The organism is Atopostipes suicloacalis DSM 15692, assembly GCF_900129085.1.
GTDB lineage: Bacteria > Bacillota > Bacilli > Lactobacillales > Carnobacteriaceae_A > Atopostipes > Atopostipes suicloacalis.
Map to the genome: position 1 here is coordinate 1 of NZ_FQUF01000034.1, position 24,804 is coordinate 24,804.

Annotated in this window: 20 protein-coding genes and 1 riboswitch; of the genes, 14 read left to right on the forward strand and 6 right to left on the reverse strand. The window is 36.5% G+C overall.

Going from position 1 to position 24,804, the window contains the following annotated elements; all coding sequences use genetic code 11:
* From BUB96_RS09145 to BUB96_RS09175, 7 genes are all read left to right on the forward strand, one after another.
* Positions 1-320, forward strand: a 320-nt coding sequence (locus BUB96_RS09145; RefSeq protein ID WP_084137097.1) for a transposase, incomplete at its 5' end; no start/stop codon positions are given.
* A gap of 343 nt (positions 321-663) precedes the next feature.
* Positions 664-2,238, forward strand: a complete 1,575-nt coding sequence (gene nagZ / locus BUB96_RS09150; RefSeq protein WP_073298545.1) for a beta-N-acetylhexosaminidase — start codon at positions 664-666, stop codon at positions 2,236-2,238.
* A gap of 18 nt (positions 2,239-2,256) precedes the next feature.
* Positions 2,257-2,478: a hypothetical protein gene (locus BUB96_RS09155; RefSeq protein ID WP_073298546.1), complete on the forward strand. Its 222-nt coding sequence runs from the start codon at positions 2,257-2,259 to the stop codon at positions 2,476-2,478.
* 222 nt (positions 2,479-2,700) lie between these two features.
* Entirely contained in the window at positions 2,701-4,047 is a 1,347-nt protein-coding gene (locus BUB96_RS09160) for a PTS sugar transporter subunit IIC (RefSeq protein ID WP_073298547.1), read from the forward strand.
* An 82-nt stretch (positions 4,048-4,129) separates the two neighbouring features.
* A complete protein-coding gene (locus BUB96_RS09165) occupies positions 4,130-5,191 on the forward strand; it encodes a DUF871 domain-containing protein (protein WP_073298548.1) in 1,062 nt (353 codons plus the stop codon).
* Between the two features lie 4 nt (positions 5,192-5,195).
* Positions 5,196-6,083, forward strand: a complete 888-nt coding sequence (gene murQ, locus BUB96_RS09170) for an N-acetylmuramic acid 6-phosphate etherase (protein WP_073298549.1) — start codon at positions 5,196-5,198, stop codon at positions 6,081-6,083.
* Positions 6,084-6,154: 71 nt separating this feature from the next.
* The gene (locus BUB96_RS09175; RefSeq protein ID WP_073298550.1) at positions 6,155-7,018 is read left to right on the forward strand and encodes a MurR/RpiR family transcriptional regulator; all 864 of its coding nucleotides are present in this window, start codon (positions 6,155-6,157) and stop codon (positions 7,016-7,018) included.
* A gap of 59 nt (positions 7,019-7,077) precedes the next feature.
* On the opposite strand, the gene BUB96_RS09180 is transcribed toward BUB96_RS09175, so the two are convergent.
* Complete coding sequence (locus tag BUB96_RS09180; RefSeq protein ID WP_073298551.1) at positions 7,078-7,560, reverse strand: YtxH domain-containing protein; 483 nt, start codon at positions 7,558-7,560, stop codon at positions 7,078-7,080.
* Between the two features lie 243 nt (positions 7,561-7,803).
* Between BUB96_RS09180 and BUB96_RS09185 the strand changes: the two genes are divergently transcribed.
* The 3 genes from BUB96_RS09185 to BUB96_RS09195 all read left to right on the forward strand — a co-directional run bounded on the left by BUB96_RS09185 (position 7,804) and on the right by BUB96_RS09195 (position 13,565).
* A complete protein-coding gene (locus BUB96_RS09185) occupies positions 7,804-9,003 on the forward strand; it encodes a hydroxymethylglutaryl-CoA synthase (RefSeq protein ID WP_073298552.1) in 1,200 nt (399 codons plus the stop codon).
* Between the two features lie 4 nt (positions 9,004-9,007).
* The gene (locus tag BUB96_RS09190; protein ID WP_073298553.1) at positions 9,008-10,219 is read left to right on the forward strand and encodes an acetyl-CoA C-acetyltransferase; all 1,212 of its coding nucleotides are present in this window, start codon (positions 9,008-9,010) and stop codon (positions 10,217-10,219) included.
* Positions 10,220-10,622: 403 nt separating this feature from the next.
* Positions 10,623-13,565: a 5'-nucleotidase C-terminal domain-containing protein gene (locus tag BUB96_RS09195; RefSeq protein ID WP_073298554.1), complete on the forward strand. Its 2,943-nt coding sequence runs from the start codon at positions 10,623-10,625 to the stop codon at positions 13,563-13,565.
* A 251-nt stretch (positions 13,566-13,816) separates the two neighbouring features.
* Here BUB96_RS09195 and mscL read toward each other — a convergent pair whose 3' ends face one another.
* Positions 13,817-14,206 (reverse strand): large conductance mechanosensitive channel protein MscL, encoded by a 390-nt coding sequence (gene mscL / locus BUB96_RS09200; RefSeq protein WP_073298555.1) that lies wholly within the window; start codon positions 14,204-14,206, stop codon positions 13,817-13,819.
* Between the two features lie 168 nt (positions 14,207-14,374).
* Here mscL and BUB96_RS09205 point away from each other — a divergent pair, with 168 nt between their 5' ends.
* Positions 14,375-15,694, forward strand: a complete 1,320-nt coding sequence (locus tag BUB96_RS09205) for an IS1380 family transposase (protein WP_073298556.1) — start codon at positions 14,375-14,377, stop codon at positions 15,692-15,694.
* 269 nt (positions 15,695-15,963) lie between these two features.
* Here the strand turns inward: BUB96_RS09205 and BUB96_RS09210 are convergent, their stop codons facing one another.
* Both BUB96_RS09210 and BUB96_RS09215 read right to left on the reverse strand, forming a co-directional pair.
* Positions 15,964-17,265 carry a hydroxymethylglutaryl-CoA reductase, degradative gene (locus tag BUB96_RS09210; protein ID WP_073298557.1) on the reverse strand — a complete coding sequence of 434 codons (1,302 nt, stop codon included), beginning with the start codon at positions 17,263-17,265 and terminating at the stop codon, positions 15,964-15,966.
* Between the two features lie 115 nt (positions 17,266-17,380).
* Positions 17,381-17,680, reverse strand: coding sequence for an ArsR/SmtB family transcription factor (locus BUB96_RS09215; RefSeq protein ID WP_407639292.1), 300 nt, complete (start codon positions 17,678-17,680; stop codon positions 17,381-17,383).
* Positions 17,681-17,907: 227 nt separating this feature from the next.
* Between BUB96_RS09215 and BUB96_RS09220 the strand changes: the two genes are divergently transcribed.
* From BUB96_RS09220 to BUB96_RS09230, 3 genes are all read left to right on the forward strand, one after another.
* On the forward strand, positions 17,908-19,269 hold the full coding sequence (locus tag BUB96_RS09220) for an FAD-binding oxidoreductase (RefSeq protein ID WP_073298559.1): 1,362 nt from the start codon (positions 17,908-17,910) through the stop codon (positions 19,267-19,269).
* A 125-nt stretch (positions 19,270-19,394) separates the two neighbouring features.
* On the forward strand, positions 19,395-20,201 hold the full coding sequence (locus BUB96_RS09225; RefSeq protein ID WP_073298560.1) for a biotin--[acetyl-CoA-carboxylase] ligase: 807 nt from the start codon (positions 19,395-19,397) through the stop codon (positions 20,199-20,201).
* Positions 20,202-20,402: 201 nt separating this feature from the next.
* A complete protein-coding gene (locus BUB96_RS09230; RefSeq protein WP_073298561.1) occupies positions 20,403-22,052 on the forward strand; it encodes a phosphoenolpyruvate carboxykinase (ATP) in 1,650 nt (549 codons plus the stop codon).
* Between the two features lie 87 nt (positions 22,053-22,139).
* Here the strand turns inward: BUB96_RS09230 and BUB96_RS09235 are convergent, their stop codons facing one another.
* Together BUB96_RS09235 and BUB96_RS09240 are read right to left on the reverse strand one after the other, a co-directional pair.
* Positions 22,140-23,318, reverse strand: a complete 1,179-nt coding sequence (locus BUB96_RS09235) for a cation:proton antiporter (RefSeq protein WP_073298562.1) — start codon at positions 23,316-23,318, stop codon at positions 22,140-22,142.
* Between the two features lie 85 nt (positions 23,319-23,403).
* Positions 23,404-23,465: riboswitch (Fluoride riboswitch) on the reverse strand.
* A gap of 102 nt (positions 23,466-23,567) precedes the next feature.
* On the reverse strand, positions 23,568-24,401 hold the full coding sequence (locus BUB96_RS09240; RefSeq protein WP_073298563.1) for a squalene/phytoene synthase family protein: 834 nt from the start codon (positions 24,399-24,401) through the stop codon (positions 23,568-23,570).
* Positions 24,402-24,804 lie beyond the last annotated feature (403 nt).

Below are 24,804 nucleotides of genomic sequence, written 5' to 3' on the forward strand. Positions count from 1 at the left end.
CTATGGAAAATTACATCAAAGAAGCCAAAAACGGCTTCTATTTTGACAAGACAGATAGTCCACGGTTCATCGAAAATCACGCGCGTATGATGATTAGTGTGATCGCTTATAATATTATCAATTTCATGCGCACAATCTGTTTTGAAAAGAACTGGAAGAACCTTCAAATAAATACCATTCGTCTTCGTTTATTCAAAGTAGCCGGAAAGTTAGTCAATACAGCAAGACGGTTATATTTGAAACTTTCTAGTTCACATGTCTACCAAGCAGAATTTTACGCCGTCTTTAGGCGAATCCAACGGATTCGATGTTATATTTAACAGATTTATTTTCCAAAAAATATCCAGTGCCTAGGGATTCGTGCGCCCAAAAATAAGTGTTTAGCTCCTAAAAATTGAATCTCAATAAAAATTTTCTGTAAAATCAGAAAAAACATATAAATTTTAGAACCAAATCAAAATTACAGCAAAAAATGTATTTTTAATCAAAAAATTTAGAAGTATGAATTATTCAGGAGAGAGTAGGACTTTAAAGTCTTGCTCTCTTTTTGTTGGTCATTTATTAAAAAATTTAGCATTTATTTCAAGAAAATTAATAAATACTGGAATTTTATTTCTATTATATTTATAATATAATAAAATAATATTACGAAAGAGGAGGTCTATGGAAATTAAAAAAGAAATTGGTCAATTATTTGTGATAGGTTTTCCTGGAAATGAAATCACACCAGAACTAAAATCCTTGATTCATGAGTATCATATAGGAGGTATTATTCTATTTGCTCATAATATTGGGACACCAGAAGAAGTCGTTAATCTAACGACTGCGCTTCAAAAAGAAGCCAAATCAGCAGGCTATAAATATCCATTATTTATTGCAATTGATGAAGAAAATGGAACAGTGAAACGTTTAGGACAAGGCGCGGGTGAGTATCCTGGAGCGATGGCTCTTTCTGCCACTCAAGATTCAAAATATGCTTATGAAATAGGAAAAGCCACTGGTGACGACCTGCTTCAGTTGGGAATTAATTGGAATTATGCTCCGGTACTTGATGTAAATAATAATCCAAATAATCCGGTTATTGGCGTTCGATCCTTTGGTGAGACCCCAGAAATGGTGAGTGAGTTTGGTCTAGAGTTTATGAAGGGTTTGCAAAATGCTGGTGTAGCGACTGCTTTAAAACACTTCCCAGGACATGGAGATACAAGTGTAGATTCACACTATTCGCTTCCTCAAATTAATCATGAGATTGAACGTCTACGCGAAGTGGAATTAGTGCCATTTAAAGCAGCGATTGCAGAAGGTGCAGATAGCATTATGACAGCCCATATTGTCTTTCCGGCATTAGAACCAGAAGAGGGTCGTCCAGCGACCTTATCGAAAAATATTATTACGGGCTTGCTTCGCGAAGAATTAGGTTTTGAAGGAGTCATTGTGACAGATGCTTTAGAAATGGATGCGATTGCTGAAACAATTGGCATTGCGAATGGAGCGGTAGAAGCTATTCAAGCCGGTGCGGATAATGTTTTGATTGGGCATCTACCTGACGAACAATTAAAAGCACTAAAACGAATGGAAGAAGCCGTACATAATGAAGAAATTTCTTTTGAACAAATTCAAAAATCTATAGAACGTATCTATCAAATGAAAGAAAAATATGTGAACTGGGAAGATTTAGATCTTGAAGAAGATAAAGTTTCTAAGCAATTTAATAGTAAAGAAAAACAAGAATTAGCCAAAGAAGCGTATGAAAAAAGCGTAACTGTTTTAAAAGTAGGAGATTTATTAACCAAAGAAATGTCTGTCCTTATTTTACAACCCAAAGATGAGTTGAGAACGATTGCTGAAGATACGACAGAAGATAATTATGCGTTGTCTCAAACGGTCAAAAAATATATTGATGATGTAGAAGTTGTTATGACATCCAATAACCTAACGGATGAAGAAAGAAAACATATTTTAGAAAAAGCAAAAACTGTTGATCGAGTACTTTTAGGAACAATGGTCGCGAAAAAAGAAGACAACATTATTCAATTAGCCCAAGAAATTAGTCAAAATAAACCAATAGATGTTATTTCGATGAAGAGTCCTTATGCTGGACAATGGCTAACGAATAAAAATTATTGGATAAATACTTACGAACCAAGCAAATTACCGGTTGATATCGCAGTAAGAACTTTACTTGGTGAAATCAAACCAACTGGAAAATCTCCAGTGACTTTGAAAGAACATATATAATATTTTGGAGGAATAAAAATGATTATTGTAAATAGTCCACTTATGCATAAAGAAATAGAGAAACAACTTGAACTGAATGAAGAACCTTCATATACATTTGTAAAAAAAGAAGGGATTAAATTATATTTTGAAACAGATGCTGAAGATTCAGAAAAAGCAGTAAGTACTGCTAAGCAAATTATAAAAAATAAAGTAAGTGATGTCATTATGGTAAAAGTTAAAACAGAAGAATATCTATAAATGAATAAAAGAGCCCTATGTGAAATGAAATTTCATATAAGGCTTTTAAAAATTAGTTATAAAAAGTAGATTAAAACCCTCTTGATAAGACAAATTTAAGCTAATAACAAATATAATTTCGTAAAAGTAAAATAAAATTAAAATATCGTTGCATTAATGAAAGCGCTATGATATCATAAACTTGTAAATAGAAAACACTAAAAAAATGAGGAGGAAAAAACGGTGGATAGATTTACAGATTTTATAGAAAATAAAATTGCACCCCCATTATTGAGATTTTCTCAAATGCGTTATATTCAAGTAATGCAGAGAATGGGTCTTGGTGTAATGAGTTTATTGATTATTGGGTCCTTATTCTTAATTATAGCATCATTCCCATATGATCCATATTTAGATATGCTGGGAGAGTTTCGTTGGACAATCGCAGCAGCATCAGGTGTAGGTACAGCATTCCTTGGCTTGTATTCATCAATCACAGTGGCCTATGGATTAACGGAATGGTATAACCAAAATAGAGGATTCTCCATTGATCCTTTACAAACAGTTGTGTTATCGGTAGCATCATTCTTATTATTAAACCCTGCAGAGACTGTACAAACAATTATAGAAGGTCAAGCAGATCCTGGTTCATTTACGGGTGTTCCAACTACATATATGGGAGCTATTGGAGTATTTACAGCACTTATTGTTGGTATTCTTACGGTTGAAATTTATAGATTTATTGTAAGTAAAGAAATAGTCATCAAACTTCCAGAAAATGTTCCGCAAAATGTATCACAAGCGTTTGTTGCATTGATTCCAAGTACATTAGTTATTGTCTTTTGGTGGTTAGTTGGTCATGTTATAGGAATTGATCTACCAGAAGCTATCCAAAGTGTCTTTGAGCCACTAGTACAAGTTGGTGACTCAGAAGGTGCGATGTTAATTACTGTAGTTATTAATCGTCTCTTATGGTCAGTTGGTATTCATGGTTCAAATATTGTAAGTTCAGTAGCTGGTACATTCTGGACACAAATGGTAGCTGCTAACCAAGAAGCTTATCAACAAATGGGAAGCATGGCAGCATCAGATTTACCATATACTTGGACTTCGTTACTAATGGATAATTATATATGGACAGGTTTAGCACCAATGGCTTTTGTTATGTTATTCTCTAAATCATCACGCATTAAATCGCTTGGTGCATTAGCATTACCGGCCGCTATCTTTAATATCGGAGAACCACTAATCTTTGGTTTACCAATCATGTTAAACCCAGTTATGATGATTCCGTTTGTATTGGTTTATCTAGTTCTTGCAATATTAACTATTGTATTTGTTAACTTTGGTTTGTTGCCAGTGCCTGTGTTATCCGTTCCATGGATTATGCCGGCGCCACTGAAAACGTTACTAGCTACCAATGGACAAATATGGCCAATGGTCTATGTACTTATTGGTTGGGTGGCTATGGGATTGATCTTTTATCCGTTTATTAAAGCTTTAGAACGACAAGATTTAGCGGAAGCACAATTAGAAGATCGTGATATGTCAGTCGCTGAAGAAGAGGAACAACCAGTTGAACAAAATTAATAAACATTGCTAATTTTAAAGAGGAGTGATTAGCACTCCTCTTTTCTTTTTTTAACACAAAATAAACAAGGAGTTGGTTAATATGTTAGGTGCATCATTATATTTAGCTGAGGGGACGGAGAAAAACTTAGCTTTTATTGATCGGATGCATGATGCGGGTGTTCAAACAATTTTTACTTCGATGCATATTCCCGAAGATGATCCAGTAGAGACGCTAGATTCTTTAAAACAAATTACAAAAAAGATGAATGAATATGGAATGGAATTAATGACGGATGTGTCTTCTGGTACATTTGATATTTATAATATAGAAAAAGAAAAGGCGAAAGAATTTTTTACTGATTTAGGTGTCAGTAGTTTGCGGATGGATTATGGCTTTTCTTATCAGGAAATGAAAGATTTAGCGGAAAATTTTAAGATTGTATTAAATGCGAGTACCATTAATGATGAAATGAGTGAAGAACTAGAAGCAGTTGGCTTTGATTTGTCGGATATTACCGTTTGTCACAACTTTTATCCAAGAGAAAATACAGGTCTAGGACGAGAATTTTTATATGAACGGAATGCTTACTTAAACGAGAAAGGTTATCGAATTCAAGCATTTATTGTAGGAGATAAAGAAAAAAGAGGGCCTATTTATGCTGGTTTACCTACTTTAGAAGAACATCGGACAGCGGATCCGTTATATGCCTATTTAGATTTAGTCGAGAACTTTTTTGTAGATGAAGTGCTTGTTGGAGATATTGAAATGAGTGAAGAGAGTTTACAACGTCTTGATGAATGGATTGATCACGAAGTCATTTCACTTCCTATTCAAGATTTATATGAAGAAGTTCCAAGCATTTTTTATGATGAGCACATTAATCGCCCGGATGTTGCAGAAGATGTTGTACGTTCTAGTCAATCAAGAATTGTATTAAGAGATGAGACCATTGAGCCTCTTAATAACGATGTTGAACGGCCAACTGGTACAATTACGATAGATAATGTTGATTACGGACGCTATGCGGGAGAGATCCAAATTACTAAAAAAGATTTACCGGCGGATGAGCGCATAAATGTCTTAGGAAAAATAACGGATGAAGCAATCCCATTGTTGCAATTTATTAAAGGTCGGACGAAATTTAAGTTTATAGGGGGTTAGTGTTATGAAGAATTTTACGGAACAGAGAAATCCAGATTCCATGCAATTAGATGAAATGTCAATCGCAGAAATGGCTCAAGTAATGAATACAGAGGATCAAGGAGTACCAGCAGCCATTAATAAAGTACTTCCTGAAATTACACAGCTTATTGAAGCTGTTATACAGGCATTTAATAAAGAAGGACGTTTAATTTATATAGGCGCTGGAACAAGTGGACGCTTAGGTATTTTAGATGCTGTGGAATGCGTACCGACATTTGGCACGCCTCCTGAAAAAGTTGTAGGATTGATTGCTGGTGGAGAAAAGGCGATAAAAGATGCGGTCGAAGGGGCTGAAGATTCAGAAGAACTTGCAGTCGAAGACTTAAAAAATTTAAACCTAACTGAAAATGATATTGTGATAGGAATTGCAGCAAGTGGGCGTACCCCTTATGTTATTGGTGGATTAAATTATGCGAAAGAAATAGGTGCGCAAACTGGCTCTCTTTCAAACAATAAAAATACGAAGATTAGTGCGATTGCAGATTATCCGATCGAAGTGGTTACAGGTCCTGAAGTTTTAACAGGCTCTACTCGCTTGAAAGCTGGAACTGCTCAAAAACTAGTCCTTAATATGGTTTCTACAATTAGTATGGTAAAGATAGGAAAAGCTTATGAGAATTTAATGGTCGATGTGCTTGCGACGAATGAAAAATTGGTGGATCGCGCAAAAAGAATCATTGTCGAAGCGACAGGGGTTGGCTACGAGGAAGCGGAGAAGGTGTTTGATGAGGCTGGATCGGTGAAGTTGGCGATTGTGATGATTTTGTCGGGGGCTTCTAGAGAGGATTCAAAGCGTGCTTTGGAGGAGACGGATGGGTTTGTACGAGCTTCTATCCAAAAGTTAATGTGAGAATGGGACTTGCGTATGGAGTTTCCATGGTATAATCATAACTAGGATATTGATTTTGGAGAGGTGAGTGCATGGCCACTAAAAATATATTAGGCTTATTAAAAAGCATGTTAGAAGAGCTTCCGAAAGCGGAGAGACGAATTGCGGAGAAGATATTAGATGAACCTGAACAAGTGATTCATATGACGGCGTCTGATTTAGGAAAGGCGGCAGACTCAAGTGCTGCGACGGTGATTCGTTTGTCTAAACGTTTGAAGGTGCCTAGTTTTACAGAGTTAAAGATTTTTATTTCTCGAGAAATAAAATCTGAGAATCGAGAGGTTTATTCTGATATTGCGGCGGGCGAGTCTGTGAAAGATATTATGGATAAGTTGCACTGGAATTCTAGTTTAGCGATGAAAGATACGGTTTCGATGCTAGATGAGGAAGCGATTATTGAGGCTTCTGATATGATTCGGGATGCTTCGGTGGTGTATACTTTTGGAATTGGAGCTTCTTCTTTAGTGGCTGAAAACATAGGTCAAAAATGGAGTCGTATTGGGAAAACAACGATTTCTATGAATGATGCACATGTTTTATTAGCGGCATTAGTCAGTAGTGAGAAGGATACTGTGTTTATTGGTGTTTCTAATTCAGGCGAAACGCATGAAGTGATTAAGTTAGAGGAGATGGCTCGCAGTTTGGGCCATAAAACGATCTCGATTACACGTTTTGGGAATAATACCTTATCTAAAAATGCGGATGTGGCTTTACAACACGTTCGTTCGAATGAAATCGAAGTTCGTAGTGCAGCGACTAGTTCTTTGCATGCTCAATTTTTAGTGGTGGATGTCTTATTTTATGTTTATGCTTCGCGTAATTATGATCAAACTTTGAATAAGATTTTTGATTCACGGAGTGCGGTTAAAGAATATAATGAAGACGTCAAAGATTAAATAAAAATAGTATTAAAAAAACTCGCTAATTAGCGAGTTTTTTCTCTTGGTTTCTTGATTTATTGAGGGAGATCATCGGTGGCATCTTCTACTGTATCTTTTACATCTTCTACAGCGTCATCCGTTGTTGATTTGACATCTTTTGCCGTGTCTTTTACAATTCCGCCTGCTTCATGTCTGGCATCTGCAGCAGTATCTTTGAGCTCGTTTGATGCTTCTTTAGCTTGATCACTCATGTTCGCTACAAAACTTTCTGTTGTTTGTTGGACGTCTTTTGCTGTATCTGATAAGGTGGAACGTAATTTTCTAGAAGAATCGACTAATGATTTTCGAACATCATCAGCGGCATCTCTAGAGGTATCTGTAACTTCTTCCCCTTTTTCAACAGCCATATCAGCTAATTCTTTGCTTTGTTTCTTTAAGTCATTAAGCTTTGTGCCAATATCTTCTCTTGTTTCTTTCCCACTTTTCGGAGCGACTAAAAAGCCTACACCTAAACCAACCAAGACACCTTTAACATACGACGAAAATGATGAACTCATAACATCCACTCCTATTGATATAGTATTTCCTCTATTATAAGTCAAAGCGCTTTATTCTACAAAAATAAAGTGATTATAAATTTCTTAATATTTGACGTGTATACTCAATGTTAGAAAAAATAGAGGGAAGTTAAGAAATTCTTAATGAAACGTTTGGAAGTTCTTAAATAATTTATTTTAAGATTTAGTTTACAAAAAAATACGTTTTGAATTTATGAATAAAATGACTCGAGGAGAATAGACATGAAAATAGGTATGGATAAAATTGGTTTTTTTACCCCACCGACATATGTGGATATGGTGGAGTTAGCAAAAGTACGTGATGTGGATCCAAATAAATACTTAATTGGTATTGGTCAAGAAAAGATGAGTATTGCTTCAAATAACTATGACGCGGTTGCCATGGCAGCTAATGCTGCTCAAGCGATATTGACTGAAGAAGATAAAGAACAGATTGATATGATTCTATTTGCGACGGAGTCTGGTGTGGATCAATCAAAATCTGGAGCGACTTGGGTGCATGATTTAGTTGGTATTCAACCATTTGTTCGTTCGGTTGAATTAAAGCAAGCTTGTTATAGTGCAACAGCCGGTTTACAACTGGCTATGGGCCATATCGCTTTGCACCCAGAAAGTAAAGTTCTTCTTTTAGCCAGTGACATTGCTAAGTATGGCCTCAATACAGGGGGAGAACCTACACAAGGGGCAGGAGCGGTAGCGATATTGCTTTCTGCAGAGCCTCGTATTCTTGAAATCGAAAAAGAAAGTGCTACTTATACAGAAGATATTGACGATTTTTGGCGTCCGAACTACTCAGAGCTAGCTTTTGTGGATGGGAAATATTCAAACGAAGCCTATCTGAATACCTTAAAAGCTTCATGGGGGCGTTATAAAGACCAACAACATGCGAATCTATCGGATTTTGAGGCTTTAGTCTTCCATGTCCCTTATACAAAGATGGGGCGCAAAGCCTTACAAGCTTTAGAAGATGAAATGACTGAAGAAGTGACCGAACGTTTTAATACTTACTATGAATCAGCTATTCGATACAATAAAACGGTTGGAAATATATATACGGGCTCTTTATATTTAAGTTTACTTTCTTTATTAGAACAAGCGGACGAATTACCAAGCGATGCACGAATTGGCCTGTTTAGCTATGGTTCGGGAGCGGTAGGAGAATTCTTCATTGGAAAAGTTCAAGCAGGCTATAAAGATTACTTGCAAACCACAGCTCATGAAGCGCAATTAAATAACCGTCACAAGTTAAGTATTGAAGAATATGAAGACCTCTTGACTCATCCTGTTGAAGTAGACGAAGCAGGCAATGCATCCTTTACTGCAAGTGAAGTCATTTCGAAGGAAGATTTTATTTTTATGGCGGTTAGAGAACATAGAAGACAGTACGGAAAAATGAATGAGTATGCAGGACAAGGAGAATAAAAGAATGGAAAGAGTTTTTATTGTTGGGGCGAGGCGGACAGCGATTGGCTCGTTTCTAGGAGCTTTGTCGAGTGTTTCGGCGGCTGAATTAGGAGCGGTTGTGACGAAATCAGTGCTTGAACAGGCGGGAGTATCTGGTGAAGCGGTGGAAGAAGTTGTTTTTGGGAATGCTCTTCCTGCGGGTCAAGGGCAAGGAGTGGCTCGCCAAATTGCGATAAGTTCGGGAATCCCCGCTTCGGTTCCTGCTTCTGGTGTGAATATGGTTTGTGGAAGCGGCTTGAAATCGGTGATGAATGCCTATGTTTCCATTTTGGTCGGGATGAATGATGTTATGGTCGCTGGTGGCGTGGAGTCTATGAGTCAAGCGCCTCATTTATTGCCTGCAAAACTACGTAAGGGGCAAAAAATGGGCGACTTTGAAGTGGAAGACTATATGTTAAAAGATGGGCTAACAGATGCTTTTAGCTCTAAACATATGGGAGTTACTGCGGAAAATATTGCAGAAAAATATAATATTTCCCGTGAAGCTCAGGATGCCTTTGCTTTTGAATCTCAACAAAAAGCGATCAAAGCACAGGATGCGGGAGCTTTTGTAGAAGAAATTGTCCCTGTGACGGTAAAATCGCGTTATGGGGAAGAAGTTGTAGATACGGATGAATATATTAATCGCTCAACATCTTTAGAGAAACTTGCGAAATTAAGACCGGCGTTTAAAAAAGAAGGAACGGTCACGGCTGGAAATGCTTCTGGTTTAAATGATGGAGCTAGCGCTGTTTTAATTGTCAGCGAAAGTTACTTAAAGGCACAAGATTTAGAACCTTTGGCGGAAATTGTTTCTATTGGGCAAGGTGGCGTGGATCCAGATATTATGGGTATGGGCCCAGTATCTGCCATCGAAGAAAGTTTGCGTCGTGCCGACTTGTCGATCAATGATTTAGATGTCATAGAATTAAATGAAGCTTTCGCAGCACAAAGTATCGGCGTAGTGAATGTGTTAGCAGAAAATGCTGGAATTGACGCAGATGAGATTTATGAAAAAACCAACCGAAATGGTGGAGCTATTGCTTTAGGTCATCCAATTGGGGCAAGTGGAAATCGAGTGCTTGTAACCCTGCTTCATTTAATGAAGAAACGAGATAGTCAGTACGGTCTTGCTTCATTATGTATTGGCGGCGGCATGGGCGTCAGTATGGTTTTGAAAAAGCCAAAAATATAAAATAAATAAATAAAAAGCTAAGTTAAAGATTATTCGTCTTTACTTAGCTTTTTTTGATGTATACATATTTTTGTTCGGCATAATTAGTATAAACCCTTAATGAAAACGTTGACATTTAAGGGAGGGTCTAGTAAAGTTAATTTAAATTCTGTATACTTCTATTTGTATGGGGGTGACTCACTGAATAATTATTTTGGAACACAGTTGTGTAATTGATCCCAAAACATGTCGTCTATGTTGGTTTATTTAAAAATGAGTGTTTCATAAAGGACAAATGGTCCTAATTCCTCAATTTTGAATGTTGTCTTCTCTAAAGATGGTTGGTGTTGAAGAAAAGAGTCTATTACTGTGTTTTTTCTACGATTTATCATTTAGAGACAATAAAACTTAAGGAGAGAAATCGATGCAAAAAAAGAAAAGACAGAAACAAAACAGTCTTTTAGTCGTTTTGGTTTTTTTATTTAATCTTGTTACACAAGCAACAGCCCCAATGATTGCCTATGCAACAACCACCGAAGATACTCCCGTTGATCCCCCGATTGAAGAGACAAATGATTCAAACGATTCAGATAGCGAAGAAGTTGAAGAAAAATTAGATGAAGAGATTCCCGAACTATTGACTATTGCAGAAGCGAGAAAACAAGAAGTAGACGAAGTTTCAGTAACAGGAATCGTTACTGCGAAATTAAATCAGGCGATTTATATTCAAGATGAGTCAGCAGCGATTGCGATCAAACAAACAGATTTAGAGGTTGATCTTGGAGATGAAATCATTATTACTGGCAAATTAGAAACAGAAGATAATTTGCTCTTTCTTGATGAAGTCATTCTCGAAGAGAGACTTGACAATGCAGCTCTTCCTGAGCCAAAAGATTTAACAAGTTCTACTTTTGGTGATCATTTAGCGGAGTTAGTACGTGTAAATGAAGTGATAATAACATCAGCGACTGAAAGCGAATTTGGAACGGATTATACAGCCATTGATTCAGAAGATACTGAATTTAGTATACGCGATGAGCAGAATGATTTAGGTTTAGATATTGAAGAAGTTTATTCATCTATTACAGGAATCCTAACCACAGATAACGACGAACATATACTTATTCCACGAGATGCAGAAGATATCGTTGTGCAACAAACTTCAGAAGAAACAGAAACTTCAACAGAAACAGAAACTTCAATAGAAGAAGAGCCTGTTTTAAATAAATCTGAATCACAGGCTTTAGCTGAAGATCCAATAGACGTGCTTCAAGATGAAGTAGGTTCTTTTGACTTATCTTTAATGCATATGAACGATACACATGCTCGTGTAGAAACTTATCCCAAATTAATTACAGCAATTAAGGAGTTCCGAAGTGAACATGAAAATTCACTCTTATTCCACGCAGGAGATGTGTTCTCAGGAACTTTATATTTTAATGAGTTTCAGGGACAAGCCGACCTTGCCTTGATGAATTTAATGGGTATTGATGCGATGGTCTTTGGAAACCATGAATTTGATTTAGGAGATTCGGATCAAGGACACCAAGCATTAGCTAATTTTGTAAAGGGAGCAAACTTTCCATTACTAGGAACCAATATTGACTTTTCAGGTGATAGTAATTTAGGTCCTTTAGAAACAAATGCATCAGCAGTTGAAGGTGCTGAGAGTGGAGCAATTTACGATAGTATTGTATTGGATGTTGATGAAGAAAGAATCGGAGTCTTTGGCTTAACGACAGAAGATACAGAATTCATAGCAAGTCCAATGTCAGTAAAATTCCAAGATTATGTAGAGACGGCTACGGAAGCCGTTCAAAAACTTGAGAATGAGGATATTAATAAAATTATTGCTGTAACCCATCTTGGTTATAATAGTAACCCTAAAGTCGGAAATGATTTATTACTGGCTGAAAAAGTGGAAGGAATCGACGTCATTGTTGGTGGACATTCACATACTGAAGTAACACCTCCAACCCTTGTTAATGAAGATACAGAGAATCCGACAGTGATTGTTCAAGCTGGTCAATACGCAGATAATTTAGGAACTTTAAATGTAACGTTTGACAAAGACGGAAAAGTTACTGAACATTCAGGAGAACTCCTACAAATTAATGACTCTAAAGAACAAAATGGTTATGATCCTGATCCAGATGCTTTAAAGGTTCTAGAAAAGTATAAAGAAAAAGTTGATGAAATAAATAACGAAGAAACTGGTGCAGTAGCAACGAAAGACTTACTGAATCCTAGACAAAATGATCAAGGAGAAGGAGAAAGTGTTCGTGCCAATGAAACAGAACTCGGAAATTTAGTAACAGATGCGATGCTCGCCAAAACAAAAGAGCAGTATCCAGAAACAGTTATTGCCTTCCAAAATGGTGGAGGAATACGCGCCCCAATTGATGAAGGACCTATCACAGTTGGTGAAGTTATTAATGTTTTACCATTTGGGAATGATCCAGTTGTCGTAAGTTTAACTGGACAAGAGATTAAGGGTATTCTTGAAATTAGTGTCGGTGCAGAAGTAAGAGAAGATGGTGGATTATCAGAAAACGGTGGTTTTTTACATGTATCAGGTATGAAATTCTACTATGATAGTCAAAAGGCTTCAGGAGATCGTGTAATGGCTATGTATATTGATCAAGGTGGACGATTAACAGAAATTGATTTAGCTGAAGTTTATCTTGTAGCTACTAATGCGTTTACTGCAAAAGGTGGAGATGGATTAACACCATTTGCAGAAGCCTATGCAGATGGACGTGTTGATGATACCGGTACAATTGATTGGGAACAATTAAGAGATTATATGATCGAAGAACAATATCTAGATGGGGTAGTAGATCCTGTTATTGAAGGCCGTATTGTAGATTTGCTTGGCCAAGACCTAGTAGATTATCAAATGAATCAACTAAGAAATCGTATCGAAGAGCTTGAAGAAGCTATTCGTCAACTGGAAGCCAAAAATGGAAACCTTACAGATGAAATCACAGCTTTAAGAGAACTTTTAGCTGAATTAAGAGCGGCGCTTGAAGGAAGTACTGAAGATTTAGCGGCTCTAGAAGAAAGAATTGCGGAACTTGAAGCTCGTATTGCTGAATTAGAAAAAGAGCAGGATCCAAGTGAAACGGAAGATCCAGAAGAGATAGAAAACGGAGAGAATGGAGAAAATTCCGGAGGTTCTGGAGATACAGGAGCTTCAGGAGGTTCTGAAAATGGAGGAAGTTCTGAAGAAAACACTGATCCAGAAGAAAAACCAGTCGGTGTCTTACCTCAAACAGGAATGAATGTAATCCTACCGTTAGCAAGTGGAGCAACCTTATTACTTGCAGGGCTTGGTGCAGAAACTTATCGACGTAAGAGAAAGTAACTAATCATTAAAATTGAAAATAGACCGGTGGATTTATTTCCATCGGTCTATTTATTTTTTCATATAGAATACAAATTCATTTATTGGGTAGTTTTTTCGTAATTTTTACCCAGTAATTTTTTATGTAATACTTTTTCGAAATCATTATCACATAAAAATATTTATCTAATACTTTTTTGAAATCATTATCACATAAACTTATTTTCTAAACACTTTTCCGAAACAATTAGTACATAAACTCAATTACCCAATTAGATTTCTGAAATTTTGTCTTCTGCAAGCAGGTCGCGAATTTCTTTTAAGTAATCCTCAGCAGTTGGTTCTTCTTCCTCAACTTCTTCTTCTTGTTTATGTAAAGCAGTAAAGGAGTTGATCGCTTTGATGGCAAAGAAAAGAACGATAGCAATTAATAAAAAATCAATAACAGCTTGTAAAAATACACCATAATAAATTGGGGTGCCATTAAAGTTAAATGCTAAGCCTTCAACACTAGCATTCCCAGATAGGCCAGCGATAAATGGCATAATAATACTATCAACCAAAGCATTGACGATGGCAGTAAAAGCTGACCCCATCACTAAACCAATCGCTAGCTCAACCACATTTCCACGCATAATAAATTCTTTAAATTCTTTCCACATATAATAACCTCTTTCCTGAATAATTCATAGTTTTTCTAAAAAGCTTTGTCAACGTTGACCTTATCATTTTTATATTTGTTTGCTTCATCACCCAATAGGTGATGAAAAAAGAACCCCTTTCTGATATGGTTAATTCACTACAAACAACCACAGAAAGGGGCTCTCTCAATGGTTACTTTACAAGAAAATACCGTACAATTCAACAATAATTTATTTGTTTCTCACAATGGTGGTCAATTATCCAGTGATTCTGGATTAGCCCTCATGGATGAGCTGATGGATGCTTTCCATTTTACTCAGCTCTCTGAGGAAATAATCACTTTTAACGATAATCGAAAATACTGTAAACACTCGAATTCTAAAATCTTAAAACAGCTCATTCTACAGATAACTGTAGGTTATAAAGCGGACACCTCTGCAGATATTTTACAGTATGATCCCGTTCTCTTAACATTCGCCTCCGGCGAGTCATTGGCTTCACAACCGACGATCTCTCAATTTTGGGATCGGACAACTGAAGAGACAATTGAAGATTTTCAGAAACTCAATCAAGTTTTAATTGACCAAGCACGTTTAGTTCGCAATGATACAGATCTAATCATTGATCTAGACTCAACGCATTCAGATACCTTCGGTAATCAAGAACTGACCGATTATAACGCCCACTATGGAACAACTGGTTACCATCCTTTAGTCGCATTTGATGGCTTGACGGGTGATTTCTTAAAAGCTACGCTTCGTCCAGGCCATCAATATACTTCGAATGGCGTTAAAGAATTTCTTGAGCCATTGTTAGAGCATTATAACCAAGCGGTTCCGACGACTGATATTCTAATTCGTGGCGACAGTGGCTTCGCAACTCCTGATATTTATGATTTATGCGAGAAGTCTAAGAACCAGTATATCATTCGTCTGAAAAGTAACCGAAAGTTAGCTCATTTAGCTGAAGAATTTCTACTTTATGACGATAACCATCCTTGGGAAGAAAAAGAAGTCTACTTCCGCTCTGTTCCATACCAAGCCGCCTCTTGGTTTAAACCGCGTCGAGTGTGTATTCGTTCGACTCGGGAAGCAGGTGAGTTACTTTTCAATCACGCTTTTATTGTCACAAGTTTTTCAGAAAATATCTCACCAGAAAGAGTATTTGAAACGTACAAGAAACGCGGCACAATGGAAAACTATATTAAAGAAGCAAAAAATAGTTTCTTCTTTGATAAGACAGACAGCCCTGAATTTACTGAAAATCATGCACGTATGATGGTTAGTGTTCTTGCTTATAATCTTTTCAATTTCTTAAAGACTTGTTGTTTTGATAAAAAGTGGCGAGGACTCCAAGTGAATACCATCCGACTTCGATTATTTAAAGTCGCTGGTAAATTAGTACGAACTGCAAGACAAATATATTTAAAGCTGTCTAGTTCCCATGTTTACCAAGCCGAGTTTTATCATGTCTTTAGGCGAATCCAGCGTATTCGACAATATATTTAACAACTTTTGTTTTTTTGAAAAGTTATATATGTCAAGGGATTAGTGTGCCCAAAATTAGGATTCATAAATCAAAAAGACTCATTGGAGAGAACTAGATCGCAAAAAATAAACGAATTAAGTTAGAAAACTGAAAAATTAATCAAAACGCAAATTAATTTGGTAAAATAGCCTCTAAAATCAGAGGTATGAATTATTCAGGTCTTTCTATAAATAATAAGCTTATTATATATTAGCAAAAAGGAAATAAAAATTCAACTTCGTAAATGACCTCACAAACTTTTTTTAGAAAGATCCTCTAGAATTTCTTGAGCGGTAGTTGAATTCATATGTTTGGCTTCTTGTAGTCGTTTGGCGACACGTTCGATATTTTCACCGGTTGCCCCGACTCGAATGGCTAGCGAGCGGGCTTGTAAGCTCATGTGTCCTCTTTGGATACCTTCTGTAACAAGCGCTCGAATGGCCGCTAGATTTTGAGCTAAGCCCACAGCCACTAAAATTCTTGATAATTCAGCAGCACAGGGTTGATCCAATAATCGGTAAGCAAATTGAGCGCCAGGATGAATAGAAAGAGTTCCTCCTACAGAACCAACAGAAATAGGGAGTTTTAGCTGACCCACTAAATTTCCTTTTTCGTCTTTTGTCCAACGGGAAAGAGAACGATATTGTCCGCTTTTAGACGCATAAGCATGTGCCCCAGCTTCAACAGCACGCCAGTCATTTCCGGTAGCAAGTAAAACTGCATCGATTCCATTCATAATCCCTTTATTATGCGTAACTGCCCGATAAGGGTCGGCAAGCGCAAATTGTGTCGCTTCAATTATGCGATCTCTAACAGTTTCTCCACTCATTGTTTTTGTGGCTAAATATTTAGGCTGAATAACACATTTTGCAGAGGCGATACTTTCGGTGGCATAGTTGGATAAAATATTCATTAAACGACTTCCACCAGATAATTCAACAATAAACGGAGCGACCGCTTCTGCCATGGTATTCACAATGTTTGCACCCATCGCTTCACCAGTATCCACTACTAAATGAATCGCTAAAAATTCAGGAGTCTCAAACTCCGTATCTGCAGAAATCAAGCGAACATCTACTCGGCGAGCGCCTCCACGATAATTTAAAATAGAAGGGTAAGCAGCATGAGCAAGATCTATAATTTCTTCTTCATTTTCTTGAATATTTTTGGTTGCTGTTTTTATATCTGAAACATTTTTCAAAACAATCTGGGCAATCATTAATCGTTCTTTCATTTCTGTTTGAAAGCCACCGGATAAACCAACGATTTTTCCAGCATTGCTTGCGGCTGCCACAACGGACGGTTCCTCGGTTACCATCGGAATCAATCGTTCTTTTTCATCAATGACAAAGTTCATAGCCACCCCAAAAGGAAATTCATAATTCAAAATATAATTTTCAATCATTTCATTGGCGACAGAAGGTGATAATTTTAATGTCTCTTTTGTTAAAGCTTGATAATCCTCTTCAGAAATAGCTTCTGCACGATAAAGAGCTTTAATTTTTTCTGCATGTGATTTTTTATAAAAGCGATGTAAAATTTCTTTCTCCATTTAAATAAATTCCTTCCAGATCCCTGTATTTCCTCTTATTATGAATGAATTTCTTCGAAAATGAAAGAGAGATTCATTAGAAAAAAAGAGATGACTTCATCTCTAGAGGGATTGCCTATTGTTTTGCTTCTCGTTCATTGATATGAGACTTCACTTGTTCTAAAATATCAAAAATATGTTCATCATCGAGTTGATAAATCATGGATTTTCCCGCCCGGGTCGATCGAACTAAGCGAGAATCCTTTAATATACGTAGTTGGTGGGAGATAGCAGATTGTTCCATTCCGGTAAGGTTGATAATTTCACTAACACTACGTTTTTCTTCTTTTAAAATATAAAGAATTGAAAGCCGCGTCGAATCGCTGATAATTTTAAAAAATTTACTAATTGCTTGAATTTCCTCTTGTTCAGCCACATTATGCACTCCTCAAGTTATGATTTCGTGTCCTTATTTTATCATTGTTTGGTTTATTTTGCTAAAGATGTTTGTCTACAATTTCTGTTCAAATATTAAATAGCTTAGAAAAAGGAATGTATGCGGTTTATTGACATTGCACTAAAAACCCGATAAAATGAAATTATATTTATTGATCGAGACGTTATTGAAGAATAAAAATTTCACAAAAGAAAAAGGAGGAAAAAATGGAACTCCAAGAGATTATAAAAGAAAAGGGCCGCTTATTCATGGGTGAAGAGGTACCTGATGAGTATTTAACGGATCCTTATATTGAAGAGATTCCTGATGTATATGCGGTGGCTTTACCGACGAGGCATGAGGAAGTTGTAGAACTTGTAAAATTTGCAAAGGAAAAAGAGTTAACCATTATTGCTCGTGGGGCAGGTACGGGGGTTGCCGGAGCTCAAGTGCCCATTCATGGCCAAGAACTTATTATTGATGTAAAATTAATGAATCAAATTATCGACCTAGATGAAGAAACCTTTACTTTAACAGTTGAGCCTGGTGTTTTAGTGGGAGATATTCACCAATACGTGGAGGCTTTAGGTTATTTTTATCCACCAGATCCAGCGTCCAAACATTCTTCAATTGGCGGGAACGTAGCGACTAACGCAGGAGGGATCCGAGCGGTAAAATATGGGGTCACGAGAGATTATGTTCGTGAGATGACCGTCGTTTTACCGAGCGGAGAAGAGATGACCTTAGGTAGTCTAAATATAAAATCAAGTTCGGGTTATGATTTATTGGATTTATTTATTGGCTCTGAAGGAACTTTAGGTATTACTACCGAAATTAAGTTGCGTTTGTTGCCTCTTCCAGAAGTAGAACAGACGATGCTTATTTCATTTGAAGATGTGTTTAAAGCAACAGAAGGAGCCTTGGCTATTTTAGCCAGCGGAGCAGATCCTTCAGAAATAGAGCTTTTTGAAAAAGAGGCTGTCTATTATGCGGAAGAACACTTAGGTTATCCGTTACAAACTCAGTTAGGTGAGGCCTATTTATTGGTAACTTTGGATGGAAATGATGAGTTAGAACTGAAGGCACGGATTAATACGATTATAGAAGATGTTGAGCCTTTATCGTTAGAAGTCCTTTCCTTTACAGATCCCGATGAAGCCAGAAAAGCAAAGCTAATTCGGGACAATATTTTAATTGGTTTAATGGAATTTACCCAATATGAAATGTTAGATGAAGTCGTGCCAATTAATAAATTTGCAGAATTAATTCATTACACTAAAGGATTGCAAGAAAAACATGGATTAAGTGTTTTAAATTTTGGTCATTCTGGGGATGGGAATGTCCATACAATTCTTATGCGTGGTGATTTAACGGATGAAGAATGGCAAACAAGAAGGAAAGCACTGCTGGATGATTTATATAAAAAGGTTAAAGAATTAGGAGGACTTCCTTCAGCAGAACATGGAATTGGAACCGTGAAAAAATCTTATTTAGCACAAATGACGGATGACGTGAACCTTCACTATATGCGTAAAATAAAAGAGGTTTTCGATCCAGAAAATCGATTAAATCCAGGAAAATTATTTTAGATAGAAGAAATAGGTGAAGCGATGCAAAGCATTCACCTATTTTTTTGACTAAAGGTATAAAACATAATAAAATGAAGCAAAATGAAATCCTTATTGATTGATAAATTCCGTGAATAGGTGAATACATGAAGACTATACAATTAAACCAAGAACAGATTCAAGCACATTTTAATAAAGATAAAATTAAACTGAATAGTCAATTACCAAATTCTGTGGCGTCTACCAATGATATGGCCAAGGAGCAATTCAAAAAGTATCCTAATAAACTAAGTATAGTCGCCACCAACAAACAGACGGCTGGGAGAGGGCGCCAAGGAAGAAGCTTTTATTCTAATTTGGCCCATGGTTTATATTTTTCGATTGCGGTCATACCAAATAGTAATTGTGTTGAAGATTTTCCATTGTATACCCTCTTAGCTGCTACTACTTTGGTCGAAGTTCTAGAAGAAACATTTGAAAGCCCACTCTCCGTAAAATGGGTTAATGATATTTTTTATCAGGGACGTAAAGTTAGCGGGATTTTAAGTGAACTAGTTTCTTACCAGGGACAAAATGGAATTGTGGTTGGGATAGGTGTAAATCTTGCGGGAAGCTTTGCCCATGCGGACAAAGACGCTCAAAATGTAGCGGGTACGTTATTTGGTGAGAAGCTACCTGCTTCCTTTAATCAGAATGAATTTTTGGGGCAGTATCTACGTCGTTTTTATGACTATCATCAAGCTTTTCAAGAAAAAGCCTTTATGTCTGTTTATGAAAAACATCTGATGGGCATAGGGAAAAAAGTTAGCTACTCAGTGAATAATAAACAACATGAAGGGACCATTCAAGGGATCAATCAAAAAGGGCAGCTGTTAGTCATGAATTCAAATCATTCAATTGACACCTTGTACGGACAGTCTATTCACTTTAGCAGCAAACAATTTATAGAGTGATATAAAGAGTGATTTCCTTAACAACAAACTTTTCTTAAAATTAAGTGAAATAAGTAACGAAGAAGCTTAACCCAGAGAGCAAGCTGTGATATAATATAAATGTAAGCGTTTTAATTGTCGGGAGGAGGATTTGTTAAAAATTAAAACGGTCAAAGAACATGTTAAGTAGGAAAAAATCACAGAAAAGGAAGGAAACTATACATGAGCACAAGAAGAAAATTCGAAACGGATACGATTCGTAAAGACAATAAACTTTTATCACCACTAAAAACGCTAGTAGAGACGGCTTTTTATAAAAATGATATTACAAAAGTGAATTCGTTGGAAGAAGCGTATAATTATGCTCGTAAGTCGCCAACGACGATTGTGTTGGATCAAACCGTTGAAAATGCAGAAGAATTAGGGTTACCAGAAGATGCAAAAGTATTAGTTGAAAATGGAAATAGTATCGTAGGACGTACTGCAAGAGCTCGTAGAATCTATGGAAAAGATCCAGAAGAAGATGAAAAATTATTAAAAGTTGTGATGGATGCTATTTATAAAGCCAACAATTATCCTTTCCTAGAAGGTGAAGCTATTGTAGGGTTAGATGAGGATTTTATGGTCCGTGCACATCTGCTTCTACCAGAAGCTGAAGCGAATAACTTATATTCATGGTTACTAAACTTTCAGGTTCTAAATGACGAATATGCAAAACGTTATGAACAGTCAAAAGAATATGAAGAGAATGACATTTACATATTCTCTGATCCATCTTGGGAGCATGAAGACTATCCAGATGGTTTATCTTATATCGATTCGGAACATAATGTAGCTATTATATTAGGTTTACAATATTTTGGAGAACTTAAAAAAGGAACTCTTACCCAAGCTTGGGGAACAGCCGCTCGTCAGGGTTATGTTTCTTGTCACGGAGGCTTGAAGAAATTCGCAAAAGAAGATGGCAATGCCCATGTAACAGCATTCTTTGGCTTATCTGGTTCTGGAAAATCCACCTTGACTCATGCAAAACATGAAGATAAATATGATATTACGGTTTTACATGATGATGCCTTTATTATTGATCAAGAAACGGGCTCATCTATCGCCTTAGAGCCTTCATATTTTGATAAAACGAGCGATTATCCAGCCGGACATCCTGAACAAGACTATTTTGTTACCGTTCAAAATGTCGGTGTTACACTAAATGAAAATAATGAGCGGGTTTTAGTGACTGAAGATATCCGAAATGGAAATGGTCGAACTGTTAAATCCCGTTATAGTACACCAAATCGTGTGGATGTGATTAATGATCCGATTAATGCGATTTACTGGATTATGAAAGATGAAACATTACCACCAATTCTTCGAATAAAGGATCCAACCGTTGCAGCAGCAATGGGTTGTACTCTAGTAACTAAACGTTCAAGTGCAGAAAATGTTGAAAATGTTGGGGAAGTGGTGGTTGAACCTTACGCTAATCCATTTAGAGTCTATCCACTAGTAGATGATTATCATGCATTTAAAAAGCTTTTCGAAGAAAAAGATGTGGAATGTTATATCATTAATACAGGTAAATTTATGGGCAAAGACATCCCACCTAAAGTAACGCTAGAAAGTATTGAGCACAACGTTGAAAATGATGCAGAGTTTAAACCATTTGGTGAGATTGAAGCCTTTGAATATCTTCCGATTGAAGGATATGAGGTTTCCTTTGAGGATGAAGAGTACGTTAAAACAATGATTAAGAATATGAAGACACGTATTGATCATTTAAATACAACATTAGCGGAAGATGAAGCACCTAATGATTTACCGGATGAAATTGCACAAAGTATTCAAAGGATTGTCGATCGATTAGAGAAAAACTAAATAAAAATAAATCTCTCCTGAAAGCTTATTTTAAAGCTTTTAAGGAGAGATTTTTTAATGTTTATCTGAGAAAACATGAACGAAAAATCAAGAATCATCTGTTAGTAATTTACGGTAACTGAAATCTATGCCAAAAGCTCCAAGAGGTGCAGTAATCAAAATGGCTAACACAGACATCGTTAAAATGAGTTCTCCCGCCGGAAGTCCCATAGCAAGAGGAACCCCACCAATCGCGGCTTGGACGGTAGCTTTTGGTAGATAAGCAATTAAGGTAAAAGTTTTTTCTTTCGAATCTAAGTCAGTTCCTATTAAGCTGAGCCAAGTTCCAATCATTCGAATACCTAAAGCAAAAAGAATAACAAGAATTGGTAAAAAGCCAGCAGAGAAGGCATATTGGATATTGACCGAAGCACCAACTAAAATAAACAAAAAGATTTCACCAGGAATCCATAATGTATTATATAGTTGAGATATTTTTTCAGCTTGTTCAGGAATTTGTCGATAAAGCATAATCGCCAGACTCATTACCGCCAAAATACCTGAAAAAGGGAGATTTGCGAAAGAATCTTCTATACTTACCAAGACAAAGGATAGACTTAGTAGAATTAAGACTTGAATCAATGGTTTTAAGTGAATCTTCTCGAAAAATTTAGAAAGTAAATAGCCACTTAAAAATCCAATAAGCACACCGGATAAGATGGAGAGTGGAAGACTTAAGAGATTTATTAAGTTGAATTCACCACTTTGTGACAATGAAAGGAAGGAAGAAAATAAAATAAGCGCATAAATATCATCAACAGAAGAACCCGCTAAAACTAACTGGGGGATTCCTTTTTTAGTTCCAAACTTATCATGAATAAGTGTGATCATTCTTGGAACAACAACGGCAGGGGACACCGCGCCTAGCACAGCACCTAAAATAGCAGCATCCATTAAAGATACCCCTAACAATAATGGAGCAAAAACCATGACGCCAAGAATTTCAAATGAAGCCGGCACAAAACTTAAAAGGATAGCTGGACGTCCCACTTTTTTCAAATCTTTTAAATCCAAAGACAAGCCTGCGCGCGTTAGAATAATAATTAAAACAATCTGTCGAATATCGGCCGAAATATTTAATAATGTAGGGTCTAAAACATTTAGCACTGCAGGACCCAATAAGATGCCCACCAAAATAAAACCAATTAAACTGGGGATATTTAATTTTTTACAAAGCAATTGAATGATTATTCCAGACAGTAGGATGAATGCAAGACTATAAAGCATAAAAACTCCCTCATTTCTAATAATATAAATAAAAAAAGCCTGCTATATAAAGGACTTCATTTAACGCAAGCTAAATAAACTCCTATACATAACAGGCACCATCAGCCATTTCTGGCGGTTATAGGGAGTACCATCCCTTTTGATTAACAAAATTATAGCACAATTTTAAGTGAATAGACACAGAAAAGAAAATCCCTTCTTATTTTATTAAAACAAAATAGAGTCCTTTTTCTGTTCCCTGTTTTATACTTACTTTTTGTTCACTTCATCTTGAACCTCTTTTACAGTTTTCAAAACTTCTGTACGGCTCATTTTCTCGCGTCCTTCTTTCATTGCTTCCAAGCTTTTATGCGCAAATGCGAGTGGAAGTTTACAAAAGAGGATCGTACTCTTTTCAGTCAGCGTTTCAATATAAGCATCCGCTTTCGCTAAGTTCTCATCCGCATAAGCAAACAAATCCGCACGTGTCCAACCTGTCGGAACAAAATCCACTCCACGCTCTTCCATATCCTCGTCTTCATTTCTTAAAATATTGACTACTTGGAGTCCTTGACCAAAGCCAACCGCAAGATCCATATCCGCATCAAAACCATAAGACCAATCCCAAGCCTTCGAAAGAAAAATTCCAACAACTCCAGCAACATAATACGTATAGTCATCCAAATCGTCTTTCGTTTGAATGTCCCAGTTTCTCTCCGCCCACTTACCCATTCCATAAGCCATCTCAGATCCCGTTTCCAGCGCCATAGCTCGTGCGCTCTCAGGACAAGCCTCCAACCAATCATACAATCGAACAGTAACTTCAGGCAATTGAGATTCAATCGGAGCAATAATAGTTAGATATTCTCCTTCGGTAAATGGCTGCTTAAATAACTCACTTAAAGCCATTAAAATGATTGATTTTGTCTCGTTGGGGATGGTTGGATGATCTTCGATTTCATCAATCGCTCGGTAAATCAAATAAGCAGATGAAACAACCTGTTTTAAATCCGTTTTTAATAAACGTATTGGAATATAAAATGTACGACTTGTTTCCTTTAACACACGCATGACGTCTTTAGGAAATTTCTCTTTGGCTGGCATGTAATTCTCCTTCTTAAAGCTATTTATAATCTCTATTATATAGAACCTATTGAGAATAAAAAATGAATAGCCTATGAAGAAAGAAGAACTTTTCAAATAAAAAACTATATGATTGCTTCGCAATCTAAGCCATGACAGAAAAGAGAGAGTATCCTATAATTAACATAGGAAACATTAATCCGAAGGTTTAATGGGTTTTGCCGAACCTGTATAAAAAACTGGATGAACATTTTATCTTTTGCGATAAGCCGAATACATCTTAGAATGTGAAAATAAAATTACAATATTTTATAAAATGTTCTGTTTCCTAAATTATTTGATGGAGGTTTTCATCATGGAAGTTATGATTGAGACATGTTGTGGAATCGACGTTCATCAGAAGACAATTGTATGTTGTATATTA